Source organism: Antrihabitans stalactiti (genome assembly GCF_012932915.1).
GTDB lineage: Bacteria > Actinomycetota > Actinomycetes > Mycobacteriales > Mycobacteriaceae > Antrihabitans > Antrihabitans stalactiti.
Window position 1 is genome coordinate 598,189 of record NZ_VCQU01000001.1, and the last position, 25,821, is coordinate 624,009.

The window sequence follows — 25,821 nt, forward strand, 5'->3', positions numbered from 1 at the left end:
TTGTCGATCGTTCGAGATCTACTGCTCGGCACGCTGCCGTTCCTCGTTTGCCTTTGCCTCGGCGCGTGCTTCCTCCGCCTTGGCCTCGTGCTTTGCTACCTCACGCTGATCCTCGGCTTTGTCTTTCTGGGCTTCGCCTTCACGTGCGAGCGAGTCGTTACCCACGACGTTGCCGGCGGCTTCCTTGATGGTGCCCTTGACACCCTCGACGACACCCTTGGCGCCTTCGGCGGGTCCACTGTTTTCGTCAGCCATATCGATCCTTACGTTGATGTCGTATGTGCGCCCTCTTGGGCGCTACTTTCCGGATACCCGTGCAGGCCGATCCGAAACGTTTGACACAGAATGCCTTTGACTGCGCGTATTCACGGCTTGTCGATCACGTTGGTCAGCAACCGATTCAGTCGACGCCGCGGCCAGCCACTAGCGCCGTCACTCTTCAGTGCCGCATGTGCGGCATTCAGTCCGCACATCCCATGCACCCCGCCGCCCGGATGAGCAGACGCGCTCCCGAGATACAGACCCTCGATGGGGGTCTCGGATCGTCCGGTGCCGGGAACCGGCCGGAAAATGAGCTGCTGCTGGAGTTGAGCAGTCCCGCCATTGACAGCACCACCGTGCAGATTCGCGTCGGCGTTCTCCAGATCGCCTGGGCGCTGCACGACGCGGCCGATCGCTCGGGCCCGGAAACCTGGCGCGTACGCCTCCAGCACGTCGTCCACGCGGTCCGCCAAGAGATCCGCCGACGCGTTGTCGACCACTCCGCGCGGCAAATGCGTATAGGCCCATGCGCTTTCGGTGCCACTCGGCGACCGAGTCGGATCCGCCGTCGTCATCTGGCCGAACAACATGAACGGCTTCTGGGGAATCACGGCTGTGTTGAGATCGGCCATCCAGCGCACCAGCTCGTGCGAGTCGGCACCCACGTGGATCGTGCCAGCTCCGCGCAAGTTCGCCGATCGCCACGGGATCGGTTCGTCGAGGGCATAGTTGACCTTGAGAACGGGAGTGTCCCAGGCGAAGTTCTTCAAGTCGTCCAGCAATCGCGGCGGCAGAGAGTCGCGTGGGAGTAACCCTGAATAGAGGGTCGGCGCTGATACGTCGGCGATGATCGCGCGTCTTGCCCGAACGACTCGACCGCCCTCGGTCCGGACGCCGACCGCTCGTCCGCTGTGCACATCGATTCCGTCGACCCTTGTCGCGCAACGGATTTCCGCACCTGCGTGGCGTGCGCGTGATACCAGCGCGGCCGTGAGCCTGCCCGCTCCCCCAACCGGCACGGGGTAACCCGTGTCCTGGGCGAGCATGGTCAGCAGATACCCCATGACGCCGCTGCCGGGCGCGTCCGGCGGCACATCGGCATGCATCGCATTGCCCAACAACAGGACTCGCGCCGCCTCATCGTGAAACAGCTCTGCTGCCATCAGCGAAGCAGGCAGCATGAGGAATCGGGCGAGGCGGATGGCATCGGCCGTGCCGATCGACCGCAACAATTGGATCGGTCCGCGCACTGGCGGAAACGGCGAGAACAGGCATTTCACCAGCGGTTCCTTGATCGCCTGCCATTGCTCGCAGAGGCGCGACCACGCCGCACCGTCACGCGGATCTCGTTGTGCAAGTAGCTCTGCCGTCGCTTGCGGGTCGGCGTGTATGACGGGCGCGTCGGTGTCGTCGCTCGACAACGGATGACCGACCACTACAGGCGCGTGGCTCCAGGACAGCCCGTGATCTTCCAGTCCGAGATTGAGAAGGGCGGGCGACACCTGCGAAAGCGGATAGAACGCGCTGTAGAGGTCGGTGACGAAGCCAGGTACGAGTTCGGCGCTTCGCACTGCACCGCCAGGCTCCGATTCTGCCTCCAGCACAACGACATCCCACCCCGCATCGGCCAGAACCGACGCTGCGACGAGTCCGTTGTGTCCTGCACCTATGACGATCGCATCGACGGTTTCGGTGACGGTCGTACCGACGTCAGGAGTCCCCATCGCTTTCCCGTCCCTCGGCGATCAAGGCGAGCCGCAGCAGACATTCATGGTTACGACGCCACAGCGCCGCGGACTGCACGGGCTGTGGGATCCAGCTGAACGGCTTCGACACGGCCGATTCCGACATCTCGATACGAGTGCCTTTTGGAATTTCGTGCAGTCGCATCGTAATTCGCGCGGCCGCGACGGGCCACACCTTCGCAAGAAGGATCAGTTCCTTTTCCGGAGTCGCCGCTTCGACGACGGTATTGTCGTCGATCATCGCCGGCCACGGACCGACCGAGTGGCTGATTTTCGAACCAGGTAGTGGCCACGTGTTATCTACGCCGCGAATTCGGCTTGCTCCGACGACCCAACCGGCATAGTCCCACCCCTGGGCCAACACGGACCAGACTTGACTGGGAGTAGCCGTCGTTGTTCGAGTGACAGGCATAGCGACCGCCTTCACCGCGCCGCTGCGCGGAGCTTCTCGAGCAGCGGGCCTGCGGCTTCGTTCAAGAACGCGTCCTGCGTCTCGTCACCGATCTGCACCAGGGCAACGTCGGTGAACCCCGATTCCCAATAGGCACTGACAGATTCGACGATGGCATCGAGATCTGGACCACACGGGATGCTGTCGGCAACATCTTCCGGTCGAACGAAAGTCGTTGCGCCAGCGAAGCCAGCTGTCGTCGGAAGATCAGCATTGACCTGCCAGCCTCCGCCGAACCATCGGAATTGGTCGTGGGCACGGGCAATTGCCTTCTCGCGGTCCGTATCCCAACAAATCGGTATTTGACCGATCACTCGCGAACCCGTCGACAAGCCCGTCGCCGGACGTCTGGCGTGGCTCCATGCATCGACCAGTTCCTTCTCGGGCGCAACGGCAATCATGTGATCGGCGAGTGGGGCGAAGCGTTCGATCGACTTGTCGCCGGATACTGCAACTGCAAGCGGGACAGGCACTTTCGGAAGGTCCCACAGTCGTGCCGAGTCGACGCGGAAATGTTCGCCTCGCCAGTCGACTAGCCCGCCGTTGTGTAGTTCACGGATGATCTGGATCGCCTCGCCCAGCATCTCCTGCCGAGTTTCGACACCCGGCCACCCGGCACCCACAACGTGTTCGTTGAGGTTTTCCCCGCTGCCGAGACCGAGGGTGAAGCGTCCGTCGCTGAGTATCTGCATCGTCGCAGCCTTCTGCGCGACGACGGCGGGGTGATAACGCATCGTCGGGCACGTCACGTACGTCATCAATTCCATCCGCGACGTTGCGTGTGCGACGGCACCGAGGACCGACCACGCATACGGTGCGTGGCCTTGCGACATCAACCACGGCGAGTAGTGGTCGCTGCTCACAGCGAAGTCGAACCCGGCCGCCTCTGCACCGACTGCGTACGCGACAAGTTCCTTGGGTCCACTTTGCTCTGTCATCAGCGTGTATCCGAATCGGGTCATTACTAGCCTCCTATTGACGCGGATACCCGAGCACCTGTGCTGCAAACACTCCGTAGTCCGGACAGACAATCGATGCACAAACGATGCATTCATGCTTTACTTGGCGCAACGGCCGACGAGAAAGTGGTGCACCGCGATGCAGGAAGCGCCAGACAGTGGCGAACGAGACCGCAACCTCTCGGAGCCGTTCAAGGTGAGCGTGAGTCGCTCCGACGGTCTGGCCGTCGTAGCGGTCTCCGGAATGGTGGACATACAGACGGCGCCACTGCTCACCGAAAAGATCATCGAAACCCTCGCCGAGCCACCGGCCGTACTGGTCATGGACTTGTCGAAGGTCGATTTCCTCGGCTCAGCCGGGATGACGATCTTGGTTGCCGCCCACAAGCAATGCATTCCGCCTGCGCGGTTCGGGGTCGTCGCCACCGGACGGTATACAGCACGTCCGCTGCATCTGGTCGGTCTCGATGCTCTCTTCTCCGTATACCCCAGCCTGAGCGACGCACTGATCGATTTGAACGACGGCACAGACAACTTCGCCGGGCACGTAGCCAGCTGATCCACGTGCGCGGTTAGCGACACCCTGACGAGGGTAGTCAGAGGTCATGACGTCGAAAAAGATCGAAACCACGCCCACCGAAGCTGGTCGCGACAATGCGCGAGACGACGTCGAAAGCGATCCAGGCGAAGGCGCAGCCGAGCAGAGCGACTGGTCCGACGAGGGCGGCGCGATGCCGGAGGGCCCGGCGACTACCGACCGCGCCTGAACGGCAGCATCAGCCGGCGCCGAACCACGCGTCGAGCCGCTCTCGCTCGAATCGTTGCTTCTCGGCCAGAAACTCCTCCGACGGTGCGGTGAGTTCCACGTCAGGAGCCGGTTCGGCCAGGAAGTTCCCGCGCACCAGCATCGCCTGCCCGCCGCCGATCTCGAGGAAGCAATAGCCTGCGCCGTCGAACGTCGCGGTTGGTTCTCCGCCGCCCAACCGGGCGGCGATCCGCTCGGCGACGACCTCACCCTGAGCGGCTGCCAACACCCCCGCTTTCGGCAACGGCTGCCCGTTGGCCATCGGGATACCGGTGACATCGCCGACCGCATACACGTCGGGAAAGGCGGTCTCCAACGTCCTGGCGTCGGCACGGACCCACCCACTAGGACCGGTCAGCCCCGCGTCCGCCACCACCTCGGGTACGCGGTGCGGTGGCACGGCCAACAGCAGGTCGAACGGAATATCGGCGCCACCGTCGACGACGACCGTGCCGGACTCGACCCGCACAGCCTTCGTCGCGGGTCGAAAATCGATACCTGCGCCCGCAAGTCGGTCCTCGATGCCGCCGCAACCGACTTGCCCCAACACTGGCACCGACATGGGCTGCGGGGTGAATGCGGTGAATTGCAGTGTTGCGCCGCGCTTTCGAGCCGCCTCATTGGCCAGCAGGGCAAGCTCGTACGGTGCAGGTGCGCAGCGGTACGGGGCCCCGAATATCCCGATCGCCACTGAACCACTTGTCAGCTCACTCAATGCTGTAGCCGCCCTTGGTACCTCGTCCGGGTCGTAGATATCGATGCCGTGTTCACGCAGGCCCGGCACGGCATCGGGGACCGTTCGCGCGCCGAGAGCGACCAGCAAGGCATCCCCCGCGATCCGACGACCATCGACGTCGACCGCGCGACTCTGCGGATCGATCGCCGTGATTTCGCCCTGTACGACGTCGATTCCCGCACGGGTCAGTGCCTCGAGCGACCGACGCCCGTCGGCCATCGGCTCCGCCCCGACCACCTCGCCGGTCTTGCGGAAGCCCATCATGAAGTAGTCGCGGCGGTCGACCAGCACGATTTCGTCGTCCGGCGGCAGCAATGCGCGGAGCCTGGTCGCGGCCGCCACGCCGCCGAAACCGCCACCGAGAATCACGACACGATGAGCCATAGGGGTCATCAAACAACAGAATTCAGCGGTGCGCGAGCACGAACGCCCATGTAGCCAGGAACCGAATTCCCGTAGCCGTTAAGGTTGACCTTCGGGATCGGTGCGCAGCCCACTCGCGCCAGCCCTCCGACATTGTCGATACCAGCGAGAGTCCTACTTGATGACAACCTGGAGCAGCCTCCTCGACGGCCAGATGCGGCCCGAGTGGTCCGAACAGATCGACCGTTTCGAAGCGCAGATCGGCCTCCGCCTGCAAGGCAAGCTGGACGAGAAAGTCTTCGCTGAGACTCGCTTGCGTCGCGGTGCATACGGCCAGCGCTACGACAACGGCGAACGCGCCGACGGTTACGCGACGCGCCAACTGCCGTTCGCGGACAAGCCCACCAAGGGTCCCGACACCGCATGGGACGCGCCTGGCATGCAGCGCATCAAGTTGCCGTTCGGTGGCCTCACGCCCGAGCAACTCGAGGTGATCGCCGACTGCGCCGAGGAATACTCCGACGAGATCCTGCACGTCACCACGCGACAGGACTTCCAGCTCCATTACGTCCACATCGAAGACACCCCGGACCTGATGCGTCGCCTCGCCGCCGTCGGCGTGACGACGCAGGAGGCGTGCGGCAACTCGATCCGCAACATCACCGCGTGCCCGCTCGCCGGCGTCTGCCACACCGAGACCTTCGATGTCGCCCCGTACGCCCAGGCGATGATGGAGTTCCTGCTCGGGCACCCCGACGTCCAGGATTTCGGCCGCAAGTTCAAGCCCGCATTCTCAGGCTGCGAACACGAGGCCTGCGGACTCGTGCAGATGCATGACGGCGGCTTCATCGCCCGCATCGAGAACGGCAAGCGGGGCTTCAAGGTCGTCGTCGGCGGCGGCCTCGGCACCGTCCCATACCAGGCGCAGGTGCTGTCCGAGTTCACCCCGGTCGAGGATCTGCTCGTCGAGATGCAGGCCATCGCCCGCGTCTTCGCGCGGCTCGGCGAACGCAAGAACCGGAACCGCGCGCGCATCAAGTTCCTCGTCGCCAAGCTCGGCATCGAGGAATTCCGCCGTTTGGTCGCCGAAGAGCGCAAGACCATCCCAGCCGACCCACGGCACCGCGGGCTGGTGGACAACCTGCCCGTGACGCAAGGCGAAGCGGTCCGGCCGGCAGCGTCGCTCAACGGCGCAGCCCGCCCCGCCGGGTTCGACACCTGGAACGTCACCAACGTGCGGTCACAGCGTCAACCCGGCTACCGGGTGGTGACGCTGCATCTCCCGCTCGGTGACCTCACAAGTGCGCAGGCCCGAGGTCTCGCAGACATCGCTCGTAAGTACTCGGGCGACCGGATGCGCACGACGGTCGACCAGAACATCGTGCTCCGGTTCATTTCCGACGCCGATCTCGTCGCCGTCTACACCGAACTCCAGGCAATCGGCCTCGCGGCCGCAGGTGCCAACACCATCGCTGACATCACCGCGTGCCCCGGTACCGACACCTGCAAGCTCGGCATCGCATCCAGCCGCGGCCTCGCGGGTGTGCTGCGTGAACAGCTCGCGCCGCGCGCCGAACAGCAGGACGACGCCGTCAAGAGCATGTCGATCAAGATCTCCGGCTGCTTCAACAGCTGCGGCCAGCACCACCTTGCCGACATCGGTTTCTACGGCAACTCCCGCGGTATGGACGGCCGCCGGGTGCCGCACTTCCAGGTGATTCTCGGCGGCCAGCGCACCGAGAACGCCGCGAAGTACGGCATGGCGGTCGGCGCCGTTCCGTCGAAGAACGCACCGAAGGTCGTCGACGCCCTGACCGACGCTTACCTCGCCGGGCGCGAAGACGGCGAATCGTTCCAGGACTGGTCGCTGCGATTGGGCAAGCGTGGCCTGAAGGCGCTCGTCGAACCGCTGATGGACATCCCGACGTTCAAGGATGACCAGGACTTCTACATCGACTTCGGCGATGCACGGCTGTTCACCATGGGTGACCACGGCGTCGGCGAATGTGCAGGTGAGGTCGTCTCACTGTTCGGCATCGAGGTCATGAAGGCCGAGTCCGCGGTGTTCGACGCGCAGCTCGCCCTCGACGAAGACCACAACCCGGCCAAGGCAGAAAGCCGCGCCTACGCAGCGATGATCGCCGCCGCCCGCGCACTGGTCCGCACCGAGTTCATCGACGTCACCGAGGACCCCCAGCAGGTCGTTGCCGAGTGGAAAGCCCGGTTCTTCGACACCCAGAAGTTCTTCGATCGCTTCGCGGGCGGCAAGTTCGGCCAGTACCTGCTCGACTTCCACGCCGACCCCACTCCATCCGAGGATCCGACCATCGCCGCGCAACGTGTCGAAGAGGCCCAGTTGTTCATCGAGGCAGCCCATGCCTGTGACGCCAAGCTCGAAGCCGAGAAGACGGCAATCAAGGTGACGGCAGGTCGCAAGTGAAGCCGCTACGTCTGACCGTGTCCGTCCCGGCCTCGCTCGGTGCTCCTTTGGAGAACGCGACCGGCGTTTTCCACCGGTTCATTCAGCGGGGGCTCGTCGAAGGCTTCATTCTGGACGTCGCCGATTACCGGCACGTCCCGAACGGGCCTGGCCTGATGCTGATCGGCCAGGACCTCGACTACGGAATCACGCCGTCGAACTTCTACGTCACGATCAAACGCCGCGGGGCCGACGACGCCGCGACCCAGTTCCGCGACGGGGTGCGGATCCTGCTCGGCGCCGTCGAGCAGATCAACGAGGACGGGGCACTCCCGACCGAGTTCGACCTGTCGTCGGTCACAGTCACGGTCGCGGACCGCAAACTCGGTACTCCGGAGGAAATCCAGTCCGCGTTGCTGACCGAGCTCGAACCGGTCGCGGTCGATGTGTTCGGCGAAGGCACCGCGCTGACCGCAGTGGACTCCACCGACCCACGCGAACTACCGCGAATTGCCTTGGCGGCGGCCAACACTGACGGCATTCTCGCCAAACTCGGTGGCAACCAAGCGGCGAGGCAAAGCCCGTGGGACATCAGCGCACGAGAGTTGGAGCGCCTGCGCAACACCGGCGCCGAATTCGCCTTGATCGACGTGCGTGAACCCGGCGAATACGAGACGGTGAACATCGGCGGGACGTTGATTCCGCTCGACGAACTCGACACTCGAATCAGCGAACTCGACCCGACGAGCCACGTCGTGGCGCATTGCCGCGCAGGTTACCGCGGCGCGCAAGCGGTCGAGAAACTGCGTGATGCTGGATTCTCGAACGCCTGGAACGTCAACGGCGGGCTCATGGCCTGGATCGACTACGTCGACCCGAGTCTGCCGAGGTACTGAGTAGCGCCGAGGTTGCGTTGAGCGCATAGAAATGGTGGCAAATCAGGCCCGTACAACCACCAAAACTATGCGCTCGGCGGCGCGGATCTGGGCTCAGGCTTCGATCTGACCTGCAATCTTTCGTTCGAGCTCCGCGCGCGCTGTCGCCGGAAGGACGATCAGACCATCGAGTTCCTTGCGCGCCTTGGCATATGCACTCTGGCGCTCGGCAGCTGTGGCGGCGTCGTCCATCGCGAGGCGCAGTAGACGCTGGGCCCGGACCAGCCGTTCTTGTTCGTCGCGCGTAAACCCGCCGCGGCGGCGGCGCTTTGCCTCCGCTTCGCCTACATCGAACGCGATGGCATACGCATGCACCGCATCGCGGTATTCGAGCTGCGCCTCGTGGTTGCCGACCATCGACTCCACATCCGCAGGCCGCAGCAGGTCCGCGCGGCGCCGCGCCTTGTGAAATTCGACCGTCAACGGCTCCCGCATATCGGTCATCATCGGGTAATCGAGCAAGGTCGCCAGGTCCATCTCGTAGCCGAACCATCGCGCGTCGGTCTGGTCGTGTTCGTCGATGGCCTTCGCGATCTCGCGCCGCTGGGTCTGCGCGTCGACGTGGTCCTGCGCCTTCGCCTGCGCCACAGCAATTTTGGCCTGCTGCTTGATCCTGTACCGCTCGAGTCTGCGGTCGGCGCGCCGTTGATTCGCTGCGCCGATCGCCTTCAGCGCACCGCCGATACTGCCGCCGAAGACGAAGATCAGCCACCAGTAGTGCGACAGAAACTCGAATAGCTGGTTCACACTCTTCATGATGCCTCAGCAGATAGGTCGATCGACCTCTGCCTAATCCGGGATTTGGCACGTCACGGTGGCGACGACGACCGGGCGGTCCTCGTCGACAAATCCCGCGACCCGGGCAATTCCCAGCGTTCGACCGCGATGGATGAGGGTGGCACGGAACGTCACGTCGCTGCCCAGTGGGCATGGTCGTAGGTAGGCGATATCCACCGATGACGTGGAGAGCGGATTCTCGGGTTGTGCGTCGTTGATAGCGGTCCAGCCTGCGATTTCGGCGGCGCACAACGACACCCCCCCATGCAGGTTGCGGCCGTAGTTGGCGATGCCACTGGTGACCGCCACGCGCAGATCGACGCCACCGTCGATTTGCGCGGCGGTCGCGTCCAACATGTCCACGACGTTCTTGCCGATCGCGCGGTCGGCGAGTTCGCGAAGTTGCTCGCTACTCAGGACCAACCCTCGCTGGCCGTTTCCGAATCTCGGCACGAATCGAATTCGCAACGATGCCAATGCAATTACGGTTCCAGCTCCGTCGGTCACGCGACCGGTCGAGTAGCCGCCGTTGTCGCCGAGAATCACTTCGTCGGTGACGATGACGAGGTCGGTCTCCGTCGTGGGAACGGGTGCAAGCACGTCGAGGTGGAGTTGCGTTGTCACAGTTGTCATCTGGGCGGGAGTGCGCGCCGCGATGCTGTAACCCAATCCATCGTCGACCAGGACGCCGAGGGAACCTGCACTCCCCTGCCCGTCTGGACCCGTCGTCCTCGAGCCGGTCCGCATCGTGGCGCGGGCCGATTTCTCGTCGCCGATCACCGTGCCGATACCGAAGAGGCGCTCAGCGCCGAGCTCGAGATACCTGATCGCGGACGAGGTCATCCGATGCTAGCGGCAGGTTTGCGCGCCCGCCCGGACCAGGCGACAAGGTCCGTGAACACTTCCGCACGGTTGGTCTCGTTGAAAATCTCGTGGCGAGAATTCTCGTAGACACGAAGGGTCACGTCTTCGACGCCGGCGGCCTTCAGCCGATCGACCAGCGGCGTTACCAGCGCCAGACCGGCATTGACCGGATCGTGCGAACCGACAGCGATAAGAACGGGCAGGTCAGCACGGATTCGAGCCACCTCTTCCGGATCCGCGAGTCGACGCGCACCGCCGAACATCGACTTCACTGAATCGACGTCGACGCCGAATCCGCAGAGTGGGTCCGCGACGTACTTGTCGACTTCAACCTCGTCGCGCGAGAGCCAATCGAAGTCGGTCCGAGCTGGGGCGAACGGTGCGTTGAACATCGCGAGATCCAGTTCGCTGTCCAAGTCGAGAGCCGGCTCCAGAAGGTCGAGACAACCCGTGCCGCTCAGCACCACCGCATCGACGCGATCGCTGTTATCCAGCAGGAACTGTTGCGTGGCAAACGAACCCATGCTGTGCGCGATCAGCAATATCGGCAGGTCCGCATGATTCTCCCGGACGATGCCAGCCAAAGTACCGATGTCGGCGACCAACGCAGACCAACCGTCTTGGCCCAGGTCACCCGGCGTCTCCCCTGGCTGCACAGAGCTACCGTGCCCGCGATGGTCGTGACCGTATGCGACGTATCCCTCGCGGTTGAGCGTCTGGGCGAGTTCTTCGTAGCGCAGAACATGCTCGCCCATCCCGTGGACGATCATCGCGGCCCCGACCGGTGTCCCCGTTGGATCCCATCGATATGCCGCGATCTCGCGTCCGTCGACGGATGGGAATGTGAACTGCTCGTTTGGCATCGAAGTTCCTTCACTGGCGCGAGTTGACACAAGGGTGCTCCAGATCGCACCTGGAGTCAATGCTGACTGCGCCCCTCAGGACAGCAGCACGCGCGCGACTTCGCGCCATTGCGCGACGTGCAGATCACGGGCGGGACGACGAGCGTCGAAGGCATACGTGAGGGCGACGCCACGCATGCTGGACACGAGCATGTCCACCGTTTGCCGGTAGCGCGGATGGGCGCACAGCGTCGGCCCGAAATACGAATCGAGCGTCGCGCGAATCGCCTTGTACAACTTGCGCTCCGCCGGTTTCAGCGCCCTGCGAAGGTTCTCGTTGTGTCGCGCGGCGATCCAGAGCTCAATCGACGCCCAGAAGTACGGCTGATGGAACGACACCCACATCTGATCGACGGCTTGGTCGATGCGCAGCGGATCGCCGTCCGCCGCGGTTATCGTCGTCAGCGCCTCTTCTTGCAGCGTCGCAACACGATTGGATACAAGGTGCGCGACGGCTCCGACCAATAGCTCGTCGCGCGAGGGGAAATGGTGGAGCAGCCGACCGCGCGAGACGCCCGCCAACTCCTGAATCCGGAGTGTCGACGCACCCGAATAACCATCCTCGACAAGGCATTGCACAGCGGAATCCAGAATCTGCTGCCGACTGGCTTGGCTCCGACTTTCCTGCAACCGCTGGAAGTCCTCGGCCCGCGTGCTTGTCATGGACGTGATGCTACGACCTGGCTGCAGTCAGCGCTGACCGTTCCGTCCGGTCAGGCCGGGGCACGAAGTGAGTCGTGCCCGGTTCGGTAGGTCCACAGCCGACGCCGACATACCTTCAAAATCTCGGTAGCAGTTTGCTCGTCCAAGTTGTGGTGGCCGGCCTTGACGATGCCCTCCAGTCGGCTGAAGTACTCGGGTGCTGTCAAACCGAACCGGACCATGATGTCCTCGTCCGGCCCGCCACCGAATCGTCGCCATGAACAAGCGAAGTCGAGCATCAGGCGCGATGTGTTCTCAGGGTTTTTCACTCCGTCCTCCTTTTGGGTGCGACGTGAAATCTGGTCACTACGGTAGGTCGGGAAAATGACAGCCATGTTTCCGAATATTCGCGACTAGCCTGCAGCCATGGAGAAGCTCGTCTACTTGCTGTGGGCAGAATCCGACACCGTGGCCGAGGATCTGGCCGGCACTGTGGCGACGAAGCTGCTCGAAATCGATGGTGTGCGGGGCGTGCAGGTCAACGTGTCGGACTCGGCGGTCGCGGGTGCGATGCTGCGCATCACCACCTTCGACCGACCCGTATCAGCCATAGCCAGCGTATGGGTGGACAGCTCAGCGCAGCTTTCGGCGAGACTGGCCGCAGTGTTCGCTACCGTGTGTAGCGACGTTGCCGGCTATTTGGTGACGGAGTCCGTTGCGATCGAACCGCCTCGGTCCGAAGCGGGCGAGCGATCATCGGGATTGGCGAATGTAGCCATCCTGCGGCGGCCCGCCGACCTGGACCGTGACGACTGGCTCGACCGCTGGCTCGGTCCGCACACTCGCGTCGCGATCGAAACCCAGGACACCTTCGGCTACGTCCGTAACGCGATCGTGCGATCGGTGACACCCGGCGCGAGCCCGATCGACGGAATCGTCGAGGAGCTGTTTCCCATCGCTGCCCTCTCGGACCCGCACGCCTTCTACGGCTCCGCCGGAGACGCCGATGAATTGACCCAGCGCATCACACGACTGATGGCCAGCGTCGCGACATTCGGCGCAGACCGAGACCTCGACGTCGTGCCGACCAGCCGATACGTATTCCGCGAGCCTTTTGCTAAGTGAGCTTAGGTTTTCGTGGTTCGTCATCGTCGATTCCTTCGAGTAGGTATTCGCCGGGGTGGTGGTAGTGGTTGATCCGCGGTTTCTGTTGCGGGTCGATGTGTTTGGGCGGGATCCATAGGGTGCGGCCGGGGTAGCGGTGCCCGGGTGGGGCGACAATCGTTTTCCAGTCGGTGTCGTTGACTCCGACGAGCGGGTGGTGGACGGGGCAGGCGAAGGTGAGTTCGTCGACGTTGGTGAGGCCGTGTTGGGCTTCCCATTCTCGGCAGTGATGACACTCGCACTGGCTGGCCGGGCGCGAACATCCCGGGAAGGTGCAGCCAATGTGTTGAGCGAAGATCACGATCCGCTGGTCGGGTTGCGCGAGACGTTCGCTGCGGCCGAGGTAGAGCGCGCGGCCGTCGTCGTCGAAAATCGCCAGGTAGTGGTGCGCGTGGGCGGCGACCCGGATCGCGTCGCGCATCGGCAGCAGGGATCCGGTGTGGGTGGTGGCGTTGCCGGTCGCGTTTTGGAGTTCTGTGAGTGTCATGGTCACCACGACGGTGACCGGCAAGCCGCGGTGTTGGCCCAACTGTCCGGAGGCGAGCATCGCCCGCGACATCGCTTTCAGCGCGTCGTGTTGACGTTGCCCGGTCGATCTTGTGTCGCGTTTGGCGGCGTCGTCGGACGGTTCACCGTCGACGACGAGGGTGTCGTCGTCGGGATTGCACATGCCGGGTTTGGCCCACTTGGCGAACACCGCCTCCAGATACGCTCGCAATTCCGGGTCGGCGCAGAACGACCCTTTCGTCATCTTGTCCGGACCCTGTCTACCCAGATCGAACGAGCGGCGACGGGCACGGTCCGTCTCGTCGGTCAGGCTGCCGTCGGGGTTGAGGTGGGCCAGCATCCGGTTGGCTGCGGCGCGGAGTTCGTCGGGTCGTAGCGTGCGTGCCAGTGTCGCCAACGCGGCTTCGGCCTGCTCGCGGGTGTCGATGTCGATCGTGTGCGGAAGACTCTTGAAGAACTCCCGAATGACCTTGATGTGGTGTTCGCCGATCTGGCCGGCTTTCTGCCCGGCAGCGGTTCCTCGGTAGATCGGGTCCAAGGGTTGGCCGGTGATCGTTTGGCGTGGTCCCAGTTCGTCGGCGAGGTGAGTACGGGTCCGCGCGTCGCCGGGAGTGATGCGCAAGGCGTCGCTGAGGACCCAGGTGAGGTTGCCGTTGCCGAGTTCGCGGTAGACCCATTGTTGTTGGATCTGCGCGATCAGGGTGTGTCCCACCGAGGGGATCATCCGCGCCACCGTTTCCAGGCGTTGCAACACGGTGACGCGTTCGGGGTTGGACAACACCTCGAAATTCAGGTCGTGCAGTGCGGTGGCGGCGGTGTCGAGCGCGGTGAGGGCGGCGTCGACGGTGGTGTCGGCTACTCCGGTCGCGGTCGCAAGCATGTTCGTAGTGTATCGGGACCCACTGACACGTTTCGGTGAGCGATCAACGGCACCAACGGTTTTCGTGACTGGTGTGACTGGACGGGTTGCTGTCTCCGGAGTGTCGGAAGTGACCTGGTTGCCGATGACTATCGAGGGGTACTCACAAGGAAAAGGCGCTTCACGAAGAAAGTCGGCGCGGTATGAGTTTTCAAGACAATTCAATTCCCGGAGAAGGCGAATACCCACCTCCGCCCCCGCGCGCTGCCGAAGCGCCGGTGGTCGCGTCGGCGACACCTCCGCGGACACGGATCTCGACGGCGTGGGTTGCACTCATCGGCGGTGCGATCGCGGTGATACTGCTTCTCGTTTTCGTGCTGGAGAACTCCACCCCGGGCGACTTCGCTTTCCTCGGAATGCATTTCACCCTTCCACTCGGCGTCGCTGTGTTGCTGGCGGCCGTTTGTGGCGTCATCGTGACCGCGATCATCGGTACTGCACGCATCCACCAAATACGGCAAGCCCTGCGCCGACCGCATCGCGCGAAACGCAGGTGACAACGGATCGGTTTGGAGTCGCGATGGATGAGGCTTCTGAACCCCGCGATGAGGGCCATCACGACATGGTCGCGCAACCGCATACCGACGAGGAAGGACCGGTCGCCGAGGCCGAACAGCTTGCGGCAGAGTTGAGTTCACCCGAGCAACCACTCGGAACACCCGGACCTCGGTTCAATCCCAGGTCGCCATTCTTCATCGGGTTGGCGGCGTCGGCAGGCGTCGCCGTCACTTACGGCGCGGTACATCTGCTGGTGACGGTGTCGTCGACGCTCGTGCTGATCGGTCTCGCGTTCTTTCTCGCCCTCGGCCTGGAACCGGTGGTGTCTTGGCTCGTCAACCGATCGCTGCCGCGCTGGGCGGCGGTGACTGTCGTGTTCGTGCTCGCTCTTGCCATGGTCGCCGGGTTCGTCGCCGCCGCCATTCCACCGCTCGCGGAGCAGGCCAAACAACTCATCGACCAAGCGCCGAATTACATGCAACAGGCGCAGGATCATTCGTCGACGATCGGCAAGCTCAACGATCGATTCCACCTGCAACAGCGCATCACCGACACGATCAACGGTTCTGGTGGCTCGATGCTCGACAGCGTCGTCACTGCTGGCAGTGCGATATTCGACGCCCTCGCTCACTTGCTGATCGTTGCGGTGCTGACGGTGTATTTCCTCGCCGACCTGCCCCGAATCCGCACCATGATCTATCGCCTCGTGCCGCACACACGTCGGCCTCGGGCGATCCTGATCGGCGACGAGGTGTTCGCGAAGGTCGGTGCCTATGTGTTGGGCAACGTCGCGATCTCGGTGATCGCAGGAATCGCGACGTTCATGTGGCTCGCGGCCTTCGGCGTGCCCTACCCGCTGCTCCTGGGTATCTGCGTCGCTATCTTCGACCTCCTCCCCGTCATCGGCTCGACGATCGCCGGCGTTGTCGTCGCTGCTGTTGCCTTGACCGTCTCACTACCGGTCTGCCTCTCGACAATCGTGTTCTTTGTCGGCTTCCGGCTCGGCGAGGACTACCTCTTGGTCCCCAAGATCATCGGACGAGCCGTGAAAGTGCCTGCGCTCACCACCGTCATCGCGGTGCTGGTCGGCGGTGCGTTGCTCGGAATCGTCGGAGCGCTCGTCGCAATCCCTATCGCTGCAGCCATTCAACTTCTCACCGAGGAAATCCTCTTCCCCCGACTCGACAACGCTTGACACCTATTCTCCCTGCTATCTTTTTGTCGCGTGTGAGAAGCCAGAGGAGACAACGACGTTGCCTTTAGACGATGTGCATCCGGACCTGCGTCTCGCGACACGACTGATACCCGGACAACTCGCTGTCGGCCGGTTCACCCTGCCGTTTGCGCGGATCGCTTTCAAGGCGCTCCGCCCGATCGGCAATCGCCACGCAGAAGTCATGGACCTGTCGTCCAACGTCAAGGTCAGGCTGTTCCGACCACCCAACTCAGCTGTTCGCTCCGCCGCGCTGCTGTGGATTCACGGCGGCGGCTATGTCCTCGGCGCCGCCATCCAAGACGACACGATGTGCCGACGACTCAGCGACAGACTGGGAATCACGGTCGTATCCGTGGACTACCGGCTCGCTCCGGAACATCCGTATCCAGCAGCGCTGCACGACTGTTACGACGCCCTGACCTGGCTCGCTGCGCTCCCCGAGATCGATCCCACTCGCATCGCTATCGGCGGGATGAGTGCTGGCGGCGGTCTCGCTGCCGCCCTCGCAATACTTGCGCGCGATCGGGGCGAGGTCACGCCCGCCTTCCAGCTGCTGACCTATCCGATGCTCGACGACCGGACCGAACCGGGCAGCGAGCCAGGCCGATATCGCGTCTGGAATCCGCGGAGCAACCACTTCGGCTGGCAGTCGTACCTCGGTGAAGCCGATCCAGCGGTAGCGGTTCCGGCCCGTCAGGTCGACCTGTCCAGGTTGGCCCCGGCATGGATCGGGGTCGGCACGCACGACCTGTTTCATGACGAGGGCATCGCGTACGCACGCCGGCTCGAGGAAGCAGGCGTGCCTTGCCAGTTGGAATTGGTGCCAGGCGCGTTCCACGGCTTCGACCAGGTGGTCCGACGTGCACCCGTCACACGCGCATTCTTCGACGCGCAATGCGCCAGCCTTCGGACCGCGCTGGGCGTGAGCTCCGCTTAGGAACTACCGAATCAGCAGATTCGCGCCGTCGGGAGCCCCTGGAACTTCTTGTCGAGGAAGTCCAACGCCTGGAACATGCCGAGCGGCGCGGCGGACAAGTGGTCCGGGGTCGGCGTGATCATGGTGAACAACTGCACGCCGGCACGGCAGTAACGGCCGAGAGTGTTGTCGATCGCGTCGACCGGAATCAGTCCGTCGATCGGACTGTGCCATTCGAAGATCGGGGTCTTCGGGATTCCGTCGTAGAACTCCAAGCTGTTCTCGTTGAGCACCTGCCACACCGACGGCGTATCCATGTAGTCACGTCGGTCCGTCAACTGGTCGGAGCTCTTGTACAAACCGACGAACATCGCTTCGTTGGTGCAGCCGTTGATGACCCAGTTGGCGAGCCAGCGGCCGTACCCGTTGAGTTGGCTGGCTACATCGATCCGGTCAGGATATTCGCGCTCCAGCCCGAGTAGTGCAATCGCGGCCAGACCGAACGCAATGTGCGGCTGGGTTCCGAGAGCGCGAGCCATCGTCGACAAGTTCATCGGCACACCACCGTATGCAGCGCCGACAATGTTGAGCTCGGGCGCGTAAGTCGGTGCGAGAGCCGCCGCCCAGGCGGTAGCCATCCCGCCGCCGGAGTACCCGCCCATTCCGACCGGGCTGTTGGTGACCATGAACTCGGGGACATTCTTGACGGCTCTGATTCCGTCCAGGGTGATCTGCCCGCCGAGTCTTGCGGCGCCGTAGGACATGCGCGGTCCGAGGTGATCGGGCAGAGCGACCGACCAGCCCCGGGCCAGCGCAACGTTGAGCCCCGGCATCTCGAGGATCAAGTTCATCGGGTCTGACGTGTAGAGCTTGGATGCGACTTTGCACTTGGTGCCGAGCGCGTTGATGATGTGCTGGTACGAGAGCAGCGGGGCATCCGGCGTGTGGTTCGACGGGAGCAGGTACGTCGTGTTCGCCGCGATCGACTTGCCCTCGGAATCAGTGCTTCGGAACAGCACCTCGAAAACTCGGCTGGTCGGGAAGTAGACGTGCCACGGCCGCTCCCGAACTTTCAGCACATCGCCGTTCGCATGGGCGTCGAGGTCCGCAGGTGCCGCATAGAACGGATCCGGATCGGGCGCGGGCATCAGCGGATCCGCGGCTGCGCGGCTCGGTCCGACAAAGGCCGCAGCGAGCGCGATCAGCAACCAGATTGCGACGGCGTGTGCAAACCTGCGGAAAGAAAAAGCCATCGTCAACACCGTTCGGTCAGAGCGCTCGCCCGCAAGCCGGCAAGAAATCCAAAGAGCCAGGATCGTTATTGGATTGTAGTCAGACGTTCTACCCGACGACGCGGTAATCCCGATGACAGACTCGCGGGCTTCCGTGCGGGAATTCAACTATCTGTTGCCTGGGCTTCATCGTAGAACGGCGTGACCGTGCAATATTCTGGGCAGGTCGGGACCTCGAGCGACGCACACGTGGGCGTCGAGTAAGTGGAGGTTCGGATATGGGCGAACAGCGGAATCGTCGAGAGCGCCCCGCTCTCGAAGCACAACGAATCGGGCCCCGCACGAATTTGCGTTCTCGTGCCGTTGCCTGGTGGTGCGCCGATTTCGACTACGAATGGATGCCCACCTTTCTCTCGCGCCGCGGACTCACTCGCATGCTGAAATGGTCGGTGGGTGCGTGGTGCGCGGTATTCGGTCTCTATGTCGCGCTTCTCGAGTTCACGGTCGACGAGGACACCGCAAGGTGGCGATCGGGGTTGATGTTCGTCCTGGCAGCCAGCGCGTTCTACACCGCAATACGGTGGCCGATCACAAAGTGGCCGTCCGAAAGAAGGTCGCTGTGGTTCGTTCTCTGGGCTGACGCAGCACTCAGCATCGGGCTTTTTGCGGGCGCGGGAAGTACCTCGTCACCACTGGCCGGCAGCGGATTGTTCGTCGTTATCGGCATCTATGTGACCCTGTTGCACAGTTCGCGCATTCTTGCCCTGCATCTCGGCTGGGCGGGCGCAACGATCGGGGTGGCCGCTGCGCAGTACCTGGTCGGAGACTCGGAAGCTGAAGTAGCGCTGTTCGCCATTCGCGTGCTTATTTTGGTGGGTTTGATGACTGGGATTCCGCTGATCCTGCACATCGGCTTGCAGTTTTTGAAGGAGGATGCGGAGGGTTCGCACCGGGATCCACTCACCGGTTTGCTGAATCGCCGCGGCCTGGCCGCCGAGGCATATCAACTATTTTCGTCGGCACGTGACGATCAGGTTGTCATCGTGACCGCGCTCGCCGACTTGGACGGGTTCAAGTCCCTCAACGACCGATACGGTCACGCCAGCGGTGACCAGGCGTTGCGCGCCGTCGCGGGCCGACTCCACGCAGCCATTCCGCGGACCGGACTCGTTGCGAGGTTGGGCGGCGACGAGTTCGCCGCGGTCGTCGCGATCCCAGTCGACCAGGTCGACAAGATTGTCGCCCGCCTACACGAATCGATCAACGACTCACTCGATATCGTCCCCGTGACCGCAAGCACGGGAGCGTGGATCCGCACCGGCCTGGTCCCGGCGATCGACCCGTCCAACGCGTTCGCCACGGAACTACACCAGGCGGACCTGGCGATGTACGAAGCCAAGAATTCCGGCGGCGATCGGCTCGTCTGCCACAGCAGCACAACGCCCGTAGCGCGAACCCGCGCGGACGTTCTATCGCCACTTTCTGAACGCATCGAGTAGTCGCTCGCGGAAAACCGGGTCCAGTGGCTCCGGTTGGCTTGCGTCGAGAATGCGAGCCGTTGTGCGCATTTGCTCGACATAGTTCAGGCACCCAGGGCAAAGTTCCAGATGATGTTCGACCCGCGCAGTCGTCTCCGGGTCCAATACGCCGTCGAGATACTCCGTGACGAGTTCGACGATCTCCTGGCAACTGATATGGGCAGGTTCGGTCATGACGAATCGACCGCCAAGTAGGCCTCCAGGCCTTGCCGAATCCGCGTGCGGCCGCGGTGCAGTAGGACTCGCTGATTTTCTGTCGTCAACGACAGCATCGTGCATACCTCCCCCGCGTCGAGACCGAGCATGTCCCGCAGCGCCACGACCATCCGCTGCCGCGTCGGCAAACGATCCAATTCCGCACGAGCAAGAGCCAAGATCTCGTCGCCCAGCACGGACGTCTCGGGAGTCACGTACCAAGGGGCAGGCACGTACTCAGGGCGCCAGCCGCCCGGATATCGATCGTCGGCAGGCCGGAACCGCATGGGGTCGACCGACGCGCCGTTCGGGAAGGTTCCAGCAACTTCGCGCGTTGCGTTGTGGTGGTCTCGAATTCCTCGGGCCTTCGCCACGTTCACGAGAACCGCAAACAACCATGTCCGCAACGACGACCGACCTTCGAATTTGTCGATGCCTTTGAGCAACGCAATCCAGGTCTCTTGCACGACGTCCTCGGCAGCCTCGTGGCCGGCGACGTAGCCGCGGGCGATGCGGAGCATCGTCGGCGTGTATCGGTCGACCACCTCGGCGAAGGCGGACTCGTCGCCGCACCGAAGCGCGGCCACGAGCCCCTCTTCGCCGACGTCTCGAGTGGGCGCATCAGCTGGCAAGCCTCAATGATCGCCGAAAACTGTCCGATCGACGTCCGGTTCGCCCGAACTGACGGACTACCGGTACTCCGGGTTCTCGAAGTCGTAACGGCAACCAGCGTCCCAACCGGAACGCTGGTTCCCGTACGCCGGAACACCGCCCGCGTCCTTGAGCAGTCGCGCCAGATGGATGAGATTCCAGGTCATGAACGTGGTGTTGCGGTTGGTGAAATCGTTCTCCGGACCGCCAGAACCGGGATCGAGGTAGGACGGCCCCGGACCGGCTTCACCGATCCATCCCGCATCGGCTTGCGGCGGAATCGTGTAGCCGATGTGCTGCAACGTGTAGAGCACGTTCTGTGCGCAGTGCTTGATGCCATCCTCGTTGCCGGTGATCAAACATCCACCGACCCGACCGTAGTAGAGGTATTGGCCCGCGTCGTTGAGCAGATGCGAGCCACCGTACAAACGCTCGTGAACCTGCTTCATGATCGAGCTGTTGTCGCCGAGCCAGATCGGTCCGGCGAGGACCAAAATGTCTGACGCCAACACCTTTTCGAAGATTTCGGGCCAGTCGTCGGTCGCGGCGCCGTGCTCGCGCATGTCCGGCCACACACCGGTGGCGATGTCGTGATCGACTGCGCGCACCGTTTCGACCGTGATCCCGTGGGCCTCCATGATGCGCGTGCTGATGTCGACGAGTCCCTGGGTATTGCTGGGCTCCGGCGACCTTTTGAGGGTGCAGTTGATGAACAGCGCCCGCAGATCGCTGTAGTCGGCTGGGGGCGTGTTGGCAGTTGACTCGGTCATGCACCCTAGTGTGGGCAGCCCGGGCTGGCGTTACACGCGTTTCACGCTGTCCTTTCCATCTTCGAAGAACGCGACAATCGACTCGACCGATGGCAGGTCGTCCACCGTCCGAGCAGCGCCGAACGATTCATTCCAGAACGGACCGATCTGGGGTGTCCACGGACCGACGTAGGCATACGGTGTCGCGATTCCGCTGTCGCCCGGCGAAATGCCGTAGTTCACTTCGTCCACGGCAATTCCGAGGTCGAAATGCTCAGGCCACAGGACCGGTTCCTCGGTGGGCGCGAACGTGCGTAACGCCTTGTCCCCCATCGCGAACCAGCCCAGCACCAGCGCCGCGGCGGCCGGGTCGACCGATAGCGGCTCGTCCAGCGACACCCCCGTCGTGTCGGCGTACACGCCCTCTGCGACTCCGGGTTCGACGCCCGCGAGCTGAGCGAGTTCGCGATACGTTCCGGTCAGCGGCGCCCGACCCTCCGGCCAGACCAGCTCGGCGCCCTCGATCCGAATCGGCAGGATCTTTCCACCGATCCCGTCCGAGTCCACCGCCAGTCGAATCGTCTGGTGCAAACGATGCTGCGGACCCGCAATCAGCAACTCCGCAACCGCATGCAGCGATCGCCGGGTCGCGGCCAAAGTCTCGTCGTTCATGTGAAGTCCTCGATTCGAATCGGTGTAACGCCATAGGTCGCGCCCTGCACTACGTCTCATACAAGCGTGTCAGGCGAGAGATGGAGCGTTACATGAATCAGTGGCACCGCGTGGCGGAAGTTCCCGCCGAAGGTCGTGTGCACACCGCGATCGTCGACGGCCGCAGCATCGCCCTGACGCGGTGCGGCGGCCGCGTCGGGGCACTCGACAACCATTGTCCCCATCAAGGCGGACCGCTCGGCGAAGGCTCGATCGAGAACGGCCTGCTGCGGTGTCCGTGGCACGGCTACGACTACAACCCGACCACTGGCCGTCCACCTGCTGGATTCTCGGATGCACCAACAGCTTTCGATGTGGACGAACGCGACGACGGAACCTACGTCTGCTTACCCGACGTAGTCGAACGGCAACGCTCCGTCTCGGACGTTCTCGTCGAAACTCTGGTCGCATGGGGTGTCGACACCGTCTTCGGCATGGTCGGGCACTCGAATCTCGGCTTCGCAGACGCCTTGCGCAAGGCCGAAGAGCGCGGCGAACTGAAATTCATCGGAATTCGCCACGAAGGCGCCGCAGCATTCGCAGCGAGCGGCTACGGCAAACTGACCGGCCGACCGGCCGCCTGCTTCGCCATCGCCGGACCAGGTTCGACAAACTTGCTGACCGGGCTGTACGACGCAAAACTCGACGGCGCTCCGGTCGTCGCGATTTCCGGTCAGGTCCCGTCGACGGTCCGCGGCCGTGGCGCCTTCCAGGACCTCGACCTCGCTGCCGTGTTTCGCGATGTTGCGTTGTCCACCGTCACCATCGAATCCGGCTCCGCACATGCCGAATTGGCGGCGACGTCCGTCAAACGCGCGCTCGACGGACGTGGCGTCACTCATCTCGTCCTGCCAGACGAAGTCCAGGACCAACCGTCGGACGCACCCGCGATGGCACCGACCGGACGCTTGGCGGACTGGGCGATCGCCCCACCGGTGGGCCCACTCGCGCGCGCTCTGGAAACGATCCGGACCGCTCGCCGACCGGTCATCATCGTCGGGCAGGGCGCACGCGGCGCCGCAGAGGAAGTCCGCGAACTGGCCGAATTGTTGCACGCCCCTGTGCTGACCACGTTCCGTGCGAAAGGGCTTGTGCCGGATACGCATCCGTTGGGCGCAGGCGTACTTGGCCGATCTGGAACGCCAGTGGCATCCTGGCTGATGAACGAGTCCGATCTCCTTGTCGTCGTCGGTGCGTCCTTCGCGAACCATACGGGCATCGCGCCCTACAAGCCGATCGTGCAGATCGACGACACCCCAGCTGCGATCGGACGCTTCAACTCCGTCGAGGTCGGCGTGCTCGGCGACGCGGCGATAACCCTGCGCTCCATCGTCGACCAACTCGGCGACGATATCAACGCGACCGACCAAACTGCGGATGTCGCTGCGCGCTGGACGATCTGGCGCGCAGAGAAGGCTCGGCGCGCCGACGACGACCGTGGCAACGGTGTGGCGTCGGCAGCGGTATTCAAGGCACTGACCGACCACTGCCCGACCGAGGCGGTGATCAGCATCGATGTCGGCAACAACGCGTACTCATTCGGCCGGTACTTCGAGAGTTCCGGTCAGCCGGTCCTGATGAGCGGGTACCTCGGCTCGATCGGATTCGGGTATCCAGCCGCGATGGGTGCGTGGGCCGCCGACCCCACGCGACCGGTCGTCGCAGTGACCGGCGACGGCGGTTTCGGTCAGTACCTTGCCGAGCTGACGACGGCTGTGAAGTACGGCATCGCCATCAAGCATGTGCTGCTCGACAACGGCGTCCTCGGCAAGATCAGCAAAGAACAGCTCGCCGGCGCCTACCCCGTGTGGCAGACCTCGCTGGTCAACCCCGATTTCGCCGAGTACGCCAAAGCCTGCGGCGCGGTGGGCATCTCGGTCCGTACGACGGCCGAATTGGACGATGGCATGGCGGCGTTGTTCGCAGCCAACGGACCGGCGCTGCTGCACATCCATTGCGATGCCGAGTTGGTCTGATCATGTCGTCGGGTCTCGTCATCGTTCTCGCCGTCGCGGCCGGGGTTCCGCTGCTGCTCGGTTTCCTACCCTGGCTGCGCCTGCCGGGCGCGCTGCTCGAAATCGCCGCCGGAGTGGTACTTGGTCCGTCGTTGTTGGGCTGGGTCGAGCCCGACGAGACCATCCGGGTCCTAGCCTTGCTCGGCCTGTCGATTCTGCTGTTTCTCGCAGGCTACGAGGTCGATCCACGACGGTTTCGTGGTCATACCGGAAAGACCGTCGGATTCTCGTTGGCGATGTCGGTCGTAGCGGCGGTGCTCGTCGCCGTCGTGCTCTCGGCCGCAGGCGTGGATGGCGGAATCGTCATCGGAATCGGCTTGCTGGCAACCTCACTCGGTCTCATCGTTCCCGTGCTGGCCGATTCGGGTGCGCTCGACAAGCCGGTAGGGCGCCTCACGGTTGCGGGCGCTTCGGCGGGTGAGATTGCCGCTGTAGTCGTGCTGTCCGTCGGACTGGCCGGATCGGACACACCGCTGGCAGGGAAGCTGCTGTTGCTCGGGCTACTGCTGCTCGGCCTCGGCGTGATCGCTGCCGTCGTCGTCGGCGCCGAACACTCGATGCGAATCACCGCCATCATTCGACGCAGTGCCGACACCAGCGCCCAGATCCGTATTCGGCTCACGGTCTTGCTCGTCGCCGGACTCGCGCTCGCCGCGGAGGGGCTCGGCTTCGAAGCAATTCTCGGTGCGTTTCTCGCGGGTGTGCTGGTCCGCAGCTTGGATCCCGAACCCGAGAAGACCCATCCCCTGTACCCCGTCAAGCTGGAGGCGGTCGGGTTCGGCTTGCTCGTGCCGATTTTCTTCATCACCAGCGGCCTGAACCTCGACCTCAGTGGTCTGGTCGACAGCCCGTCCGCGCTCCTGCTGGTCCCGGTGTTTCTGGCCGCCCTCTGCATCGTTCGAGGACTGCCCGCCTTGGCATTTCGCGGCGATCTCGCTACCCGCGACGTGATCGTCGTCGGACTACTGCAGGCCACCTCGTTGCCATTCCTGCTCACCGTCTCCCAGATCGGAACCGAAATGGACCTGATCGATCCGGCTACCGCAGCCGGCCTCATCACCGCCGGGCTGGTGTCGGTGCTGGTGTTCCCCGCTGTCGCCTTGCGACTGATCTCGAAGGAAGAATCCCATGCAAATTCGAAAGCCGCACTTTCCCAATGAAATCGCCGATCTCACGGCGATCTGGAAGCGAGCATCGGAAGCGACGCACACCTTCCTCACGGCGGCCGACGTCGCGGAGATCGAGGTCAAGGTGCGCGAGGAGTACCTACCGCACGCCTTCGACCAGCTGTGGGTAGCCGCCGACGACTCGGACCGCGCCGTCGGATTTCTCGGGCTCGACGGTCCGTCGGTGGACGCACTGTGGGTCGACCCTGACCTCCACGGCACTGGAATCGGTACGGCACTACTGGATTTCGCCGCAACTCACCATCGCGAACTCACCGTCGACGTCAACGAGCAGAATCCGAAAGCTCACGATTTCTACCGCCGACGCGGATTCGTGGATGTCGGCCGATCGGAGGACGATGGCGAAGGGCGACCGTTCCCGATCATCCATATGCGTATTCCCTAGGCAATCGCGACGCACAAAGACCAGAATCGCCGCCTCAACATAGGTGCTCGCTCCCGATGTCGCAGAAGGCTCGATCCTT

Annotated in this window: 28 protein-coding genes; 12 read left to right on the forward strand and 16 right to left on the reverse strand. The window is 63.6% G+C overall.

Going from position 1 to position 25,821, the window contains the following annotated elements; translation table 11 throughout:
- Positions 1 to 18: 18 nt before the first annotated feature.
- The 4 genes from mbp1 to FGL95_RS02980 all read right to left on the reverse strand — a co-directional run bounded on the left by mbp1 (position 19) and on the right by FGL95_RS02980 (position 3,419).
- Positions 19 to 255 (reverse strand): microaggregate-binding protein 1, encoded by a 237-nt coding sequence (gene mbp1, locus FGL95_RS02965; RefSeq protein ID WP_169584667.1) that lies wholly within the window; start codon positions 253 to 255, stop codon positions 19 to 21.
- Positions 256 to 365: 110 nt separating this feature from the next.
- A complete protein-coding gene (locus FGL95_RS02970) occupies positions 366 to 1,985 on the reverse strand; it encodes a phytoene desaturase family protein (RefSeq protein WP_169584668.1) in 1,620 nt (539 codons plus the stop codon).
- Positions 1,972 to 2,418 (reverse strand): SRPBCC family protein, encoded by a 447-nt coding sequence (locus tag FGL95_RS02975; RefSeq protein WP_169584669.1) that lies wholly within the window; start codon positions 2,416 to 2,418, stop codon positions 1,972 to 1,974. Before FGL95_RS02975 ends, FGL95_RS02970 begins: the two co-directional genes overlap by 14 nt.
- Positions 2,419 to 2,429: 11 nt before the next feature.
- The gene (locus tag FGL95_RS02980) at positions 2,430 to 3,419 is read right to left on the reverse strand and encodes an LLM class F420-dependent oxidoreductase (RefSeq protein ID WP_169584670.1); all 990 of its coding nucleotides are present in this window, start codon (positions 3,417 to 3,419) and stop codon (positions 2,430 to 2,432) included.
- Positions 3,420 to 3,555: 136 nt separating this feature from the next.
- On the opposite strand from FGL95_RS02980, the gene FGL95_RS02985 reads away from it, so the two are divergent.
- Entirely contained in the window at positions 3,556 to 3,975 is a 420-nt protein-coding gene (locus FGL95_RS02985; RefSeq protein ID WP_169584671.1) for an STAS domain-containing protein, read from the forward strand.
- Positions 3,976 to 4,021: 46 nt separating this feature from the next.
- Positions 4,022 to 4,183: a hypothetical protein gene (locus FGL95_RS02990; RefSeq protein WP_169584672.1), complete on the forward strand. Its 162-nt coding sequence runs from the start codon at positions 4,022 to 4,024 to the stop codon at positions 4,181 to 4,183.
- 9 nt (positions 4,184 to 4,192) lie between these two features.
- Here FGL95_RS02990 and FGL95_RS02995 read toward each other — a convergent pair whose 3' ends face one another.
- The gene (locus tag FGL95_RS02995) at positions 4,193 to 5,341 is read right to left on the reverse strand and encodes an NAD(P)/FAD-dependent oxidoreductase (RefSeq protein ID WP_169584673.1); all 1,149 of its coding nucleotides are present in this window, start codon (positions 5,339 to 5,341) and stop codon (positions 4,193 to 4,195) included.
- Positions 5,342 to 5,501: 160 nt separating this feature from the next.
- Between FGL95_RS02995 and FGL95_RS03000 the strand changes: the two genes are divergently transcribed.
- Together FGL95_RS03000 and FGL95_RS03005 are read left to right on the forward strand one after the other, a co-directional pair.
- The gene (locus tag FGL95_RS03000) at positions 5,502 to 7,760 is read left to right on the forward strand and encodes a nitrite/sulfite reductase (RefSeq protein ID WP_169584674.1); all 2,259 of its coding nucleotides are present in this window, start codon (positions 5,502 to 5,504) and stop codon (positions 7,758 to 7,760) included.
- Positions 7,757 to 8,635, forward strand: coding sequence for a rhodanese-like domain-containing protein (locus FGL95_RS03005; RefSeq protein WP_169584675.1), 879 nt, complete (start codon positions 7,757 to 7,759; stop codon positions 8,633 to 8,635). The genes FGL95_RS03000 and FGL95_RS03005 overlap by 4 nt, the downstream gene beginning before the upstream one ends.
- A 93-nt stretch (positions 8,636 to 8,728) precedes the next feature.
- On the opposite strand, the gene FGL95_RS03010 is transcribed toward FGL95_RS03005, so the two are convergent.
- From FGL95_RS03010 to FGL95_RS03030, 5 genes are all read right to left on the reverse strand, one after another.
- Positions 8,729 to 9,430 (reverse strand): hypothetical protein, encoded by a 702-nt coding sequence (locus FGL95_RS03010; protein WP_169584676.1) that lies wholly within the window; start codon positions 9,428 to 9,430, stop codon positions 8,729 to 8,731.
- A 33-nt stretch (positions 9,431 to 9,463) separates the two neighbouring features.
- The gene (locus FGL95_RS03015) at positions 9,464 to 10,294 is read right to left on the reverse strand and encodes a PaaI family thioesterase (RefSeq protein ID WP_169584677.1); all 831 of its coding nucleotides are present in this window, start codon (positions 10,292 to 10,294) and stop codon (positions 9,464 to 9,466) included.
- Positions 10,291 to 11,178: an alpha/beta hydrolase gene (locus FGL95_RS03020; RefSeq protein ID WP_169584678.1), complete on the reverse strand. Its 888-nt coding sequence runs from the start codon at positions 11,176 to 11,178 to the stop codon at positions 10,291 to 10,293. The genes FGL95_RS03015 and FGL95_RS03020 overlap by 4 nt, the downstream gene beginning before the upstream one ends.
- A gap of 75 nt (positions 11,179 to 11,253) precedes the next feature.
- Positions 11,254 to 11,880 (reverse strand): TetR/AcrR family transcriptional regulator, encoded by a 627-nt coding sequence (locus FGL95_RS03025; protein ID WP_169584679.1) that lies wholly within the window; start codon positions 11,878 to 11,880, stop codon positions 11,254 to 11,256.
- Positions 11,881 to 11,930: 50 nt separating this feature from the next.
- Positions 11,931 to 12,188: a hypothetical protein gene (locus FGL95_RS03030; RefSeq protein WP_169584680.1), complete on the reverse strand. Its 258-nt coding sequence runs from the start codon at positions 12,186 to 12,188 to the stop codon at positions 11,931 to 11,933.
- A gap of 97 nt (positions 12,189 to 12,285) precedes the next feature.
- Here FGL95_RS03030 and FGL95_RS03035 point away from each other — a divergent pair, with 97 nt between their 5' ends.
- Positions 12,286 to 12,984 (forward strand): EthD domain-containing protein, encoded by a 699-nt coding sequence (locus FGL95_RS03035; protein ID WP_169584681.1) that lies wholly within the window; start codon positions 12,286 to 12,288, stop codon positions 12,982 to 12,984.
- On the opposite strand, the gene FGL95_RS03040 is transcribed toward FGL95_RS03035, so the two are convergent.
- Positions 12,977 to 14,410: an HNH endonuclease signature motif containing protein gene (locus tag FGL95_RS03040; RefSeq protein WP_169584682.1), complete on the reverse strand. Its 1,434-nt coding sequence runs from the start codon at positions 14,408 to 14,410 to the stop codon at positions 12,977 to 12,979. The two genes, FGL95_RS03035 and FGL95_RS03040, sit on opposite strands and share 8 nt — an antisense overlap.
- A gap of 182 nt (positions 14,411 to 14,592) precedes the next feature.
- Here FGL95_RS03040 and FGL95_RS03045 point away from each other — a divergent pair, with 182 nt between their 5' ends.
- The 3 genes from FGL95_RS03045 to FGL95_RS03055 are packed head-to-tail and all read left to right on the forward strand — an operon-like array spanning position 14,593 to position 17,100.
- On the forward strand, positions 14,593 to 14,946 hold the full coding sequence (locus FGL95_RS03045; RefSeq protein ID WP_169584683.1) for a LapA family protein: 354 nt from the start codon (positions 14,593 to 14,595) through the stop codon (positions 14,944 to 14,946).
- Between the two features lie 23 nt (positions 14,947 to 14,969).
- A complete protein-coding gene (locus tag FGL95_RS03050) occupies positions 14,970 to 16,142 on the forward strand; it encodes an AI-2E family transporter (protein WP_169584684.1) in 1,173 nt (390 codons plus the stop codon).
- A 58-nt stretch (positions 16,143 to 16,200) separates the two neighbouring features.
- A complete protein-coding gene (locus tag FGL95_RS03055) occupies positions 16,201 to 17,100 on the forward strand; it encodes an alpha/beta hydrolase (RefSeq protein WP_169584685.1) in 900 nt (299 codons plus the stop codon).
- A gap of 11 nt (positions 17,101 to 17,111) precedes the next feature.
- Here FGL95_RS03055 and FGL95_RS03060 read toward each other — a convergent pair whose 3' ends face one another.
- Positions 17,112 to 18,332, reverse strand: coding sequence for a lipase family protein (locus tag FGL95_RS03060; RefSeq protein WP_169584686.1), 1,221 nt, complete (start codon positions 18,330 to 18,332; stop codon positions 17,112 to 17,114).
- 257 nt (positions 18,333 to 18,589) lie between these two features.
- Here FGL95_RS03060 and FGL95_RS03065 point away from each other — a divergent pair, with 257 nt between their 5' ends.
- The gene (locus tag FGL95_RS03065; RefSeq protein ID WP_169584687.1) at positions 18,590 to 19,810 is read left to right on the forward strand and encodes a GGDEF domain-containing protein; all 1,221 of its coding nucleotides are present in this window, start codon (positions 18,590 to 18,592) and stop codon (positions 19,808 to 19,810) included.
- Here the strand turns inward: FGL95_RS03065 and FGL95_RS03070 are convergent.
- Genes FGL95_RS03070 through FGL95_RS03085 form a run of 4 tightly spaced genes read right to left on the reverse strand, consistent with a single transcriptional unit; the run spans position 19,781 to position 22,116 of the window.
- A complete protein-coding gene (locus FGL95_RS03070) occupies positions 19,781 to 20,023 on the reverse strand; it encodes an anti-sigma factor family protein (protein WP_206071396.1) in 243 nt (80 codons plus the stop codon). The two genes, FGL95_RS03065 and FGL95_RS03070, sit on opposite strands and share 30 nt — an antisense overlap.
- Positions 20,020 to 20,676 (reverse strand): RNA polymerase sigma factor, encoded by a 657-nt coding sequence (locus FGL95_RS03075; RefSeq protein ID WP_169584688.1) that lies wholly within the window; start codon positions 20,674 to 20,676, stop codon positions 20,020 to 20,022. Before FGL95_RS03075 ends, FGL95_RS03070 begins: the two co-directional genes overlap by 4 nt.
- A 57-nt stretch (positions 20,677 to 20,733) precedes the next feature.
- Complete coding sequence (locus FGL95_RS03080; protein ID WP_169584689.1) at positions 20,734 to 21,465, reverse strand: flavodoxin family protein; 732 nt, start codon at positions 21,463 to 21,465, stop codon at positions 20,734 to 20,736.
- Between the two features lie 30 nt (positions 21,466 to 21,495).
- The gene (locus FGL95_RS03085) at positions 21,496 to 22,116 is read right to left on the reverse strand and encodes a hypothetical protein (protein ID WP_169584690.1); all 621 of its coding nucleotides are present in this window, start codon (positions 22,114 to 22,116) and stop codon (positions 21,496 to 21,498) included.
- A 92-nt stretch (positions 22,117 to 22,208) separates the two neighbouring features.
- Here FGL95_RS03085 and FGL95_RS03090 point away from each other — a divergent pair, with 92 nt between their 5' ends.
- From FGL95_RS03090 to FGL95_RS03100, 3 genes are read left to right on the forward strand one after another with little or no spacing between them, the layout of a single operon-like run.
- The gene (locus FGL95_RS03090) at positions 22,209 to 24,131 is read left to right on the forward strand and encodes a thiamine pyrophosphate-binding protein (protein WP_169584691.1); all 1,923 of its coding nucleotides are present in this window, start codon (positions 22,209 to 22,211) and stop codon (positions 24,129 to 24,131) included.
- Positions 24,132 to 24,133: 2 nt separating this feature from the next.
- Entirely contained in the window at positions 24,134 to 25,330 is a 1,197-nt protein-coding gene (locus FGL95_RS03095) for a cation:proton antiporter (RefSeq protein ID WP_169584692.1), read from the forward strand.
- On the forward strand, positions 25,299 to 25,742 hold the full coding sequence (locus FGL95_RS03100) for an acetyltransferase (RefSeq protein WP_169584693.1): 444 nt from the start codon (positions 25,299 to 25,301) through the stop codon (positions 25,740 to 25,742). The genes FGL95_RS03095 and FGL95_RS03100 overlap by 32 nt, the downstream gene beginning before the upstream one ends.
- The last annotated feature ends 79 nt before the right edge of the window (positions 25,743 to 25,821 follow it).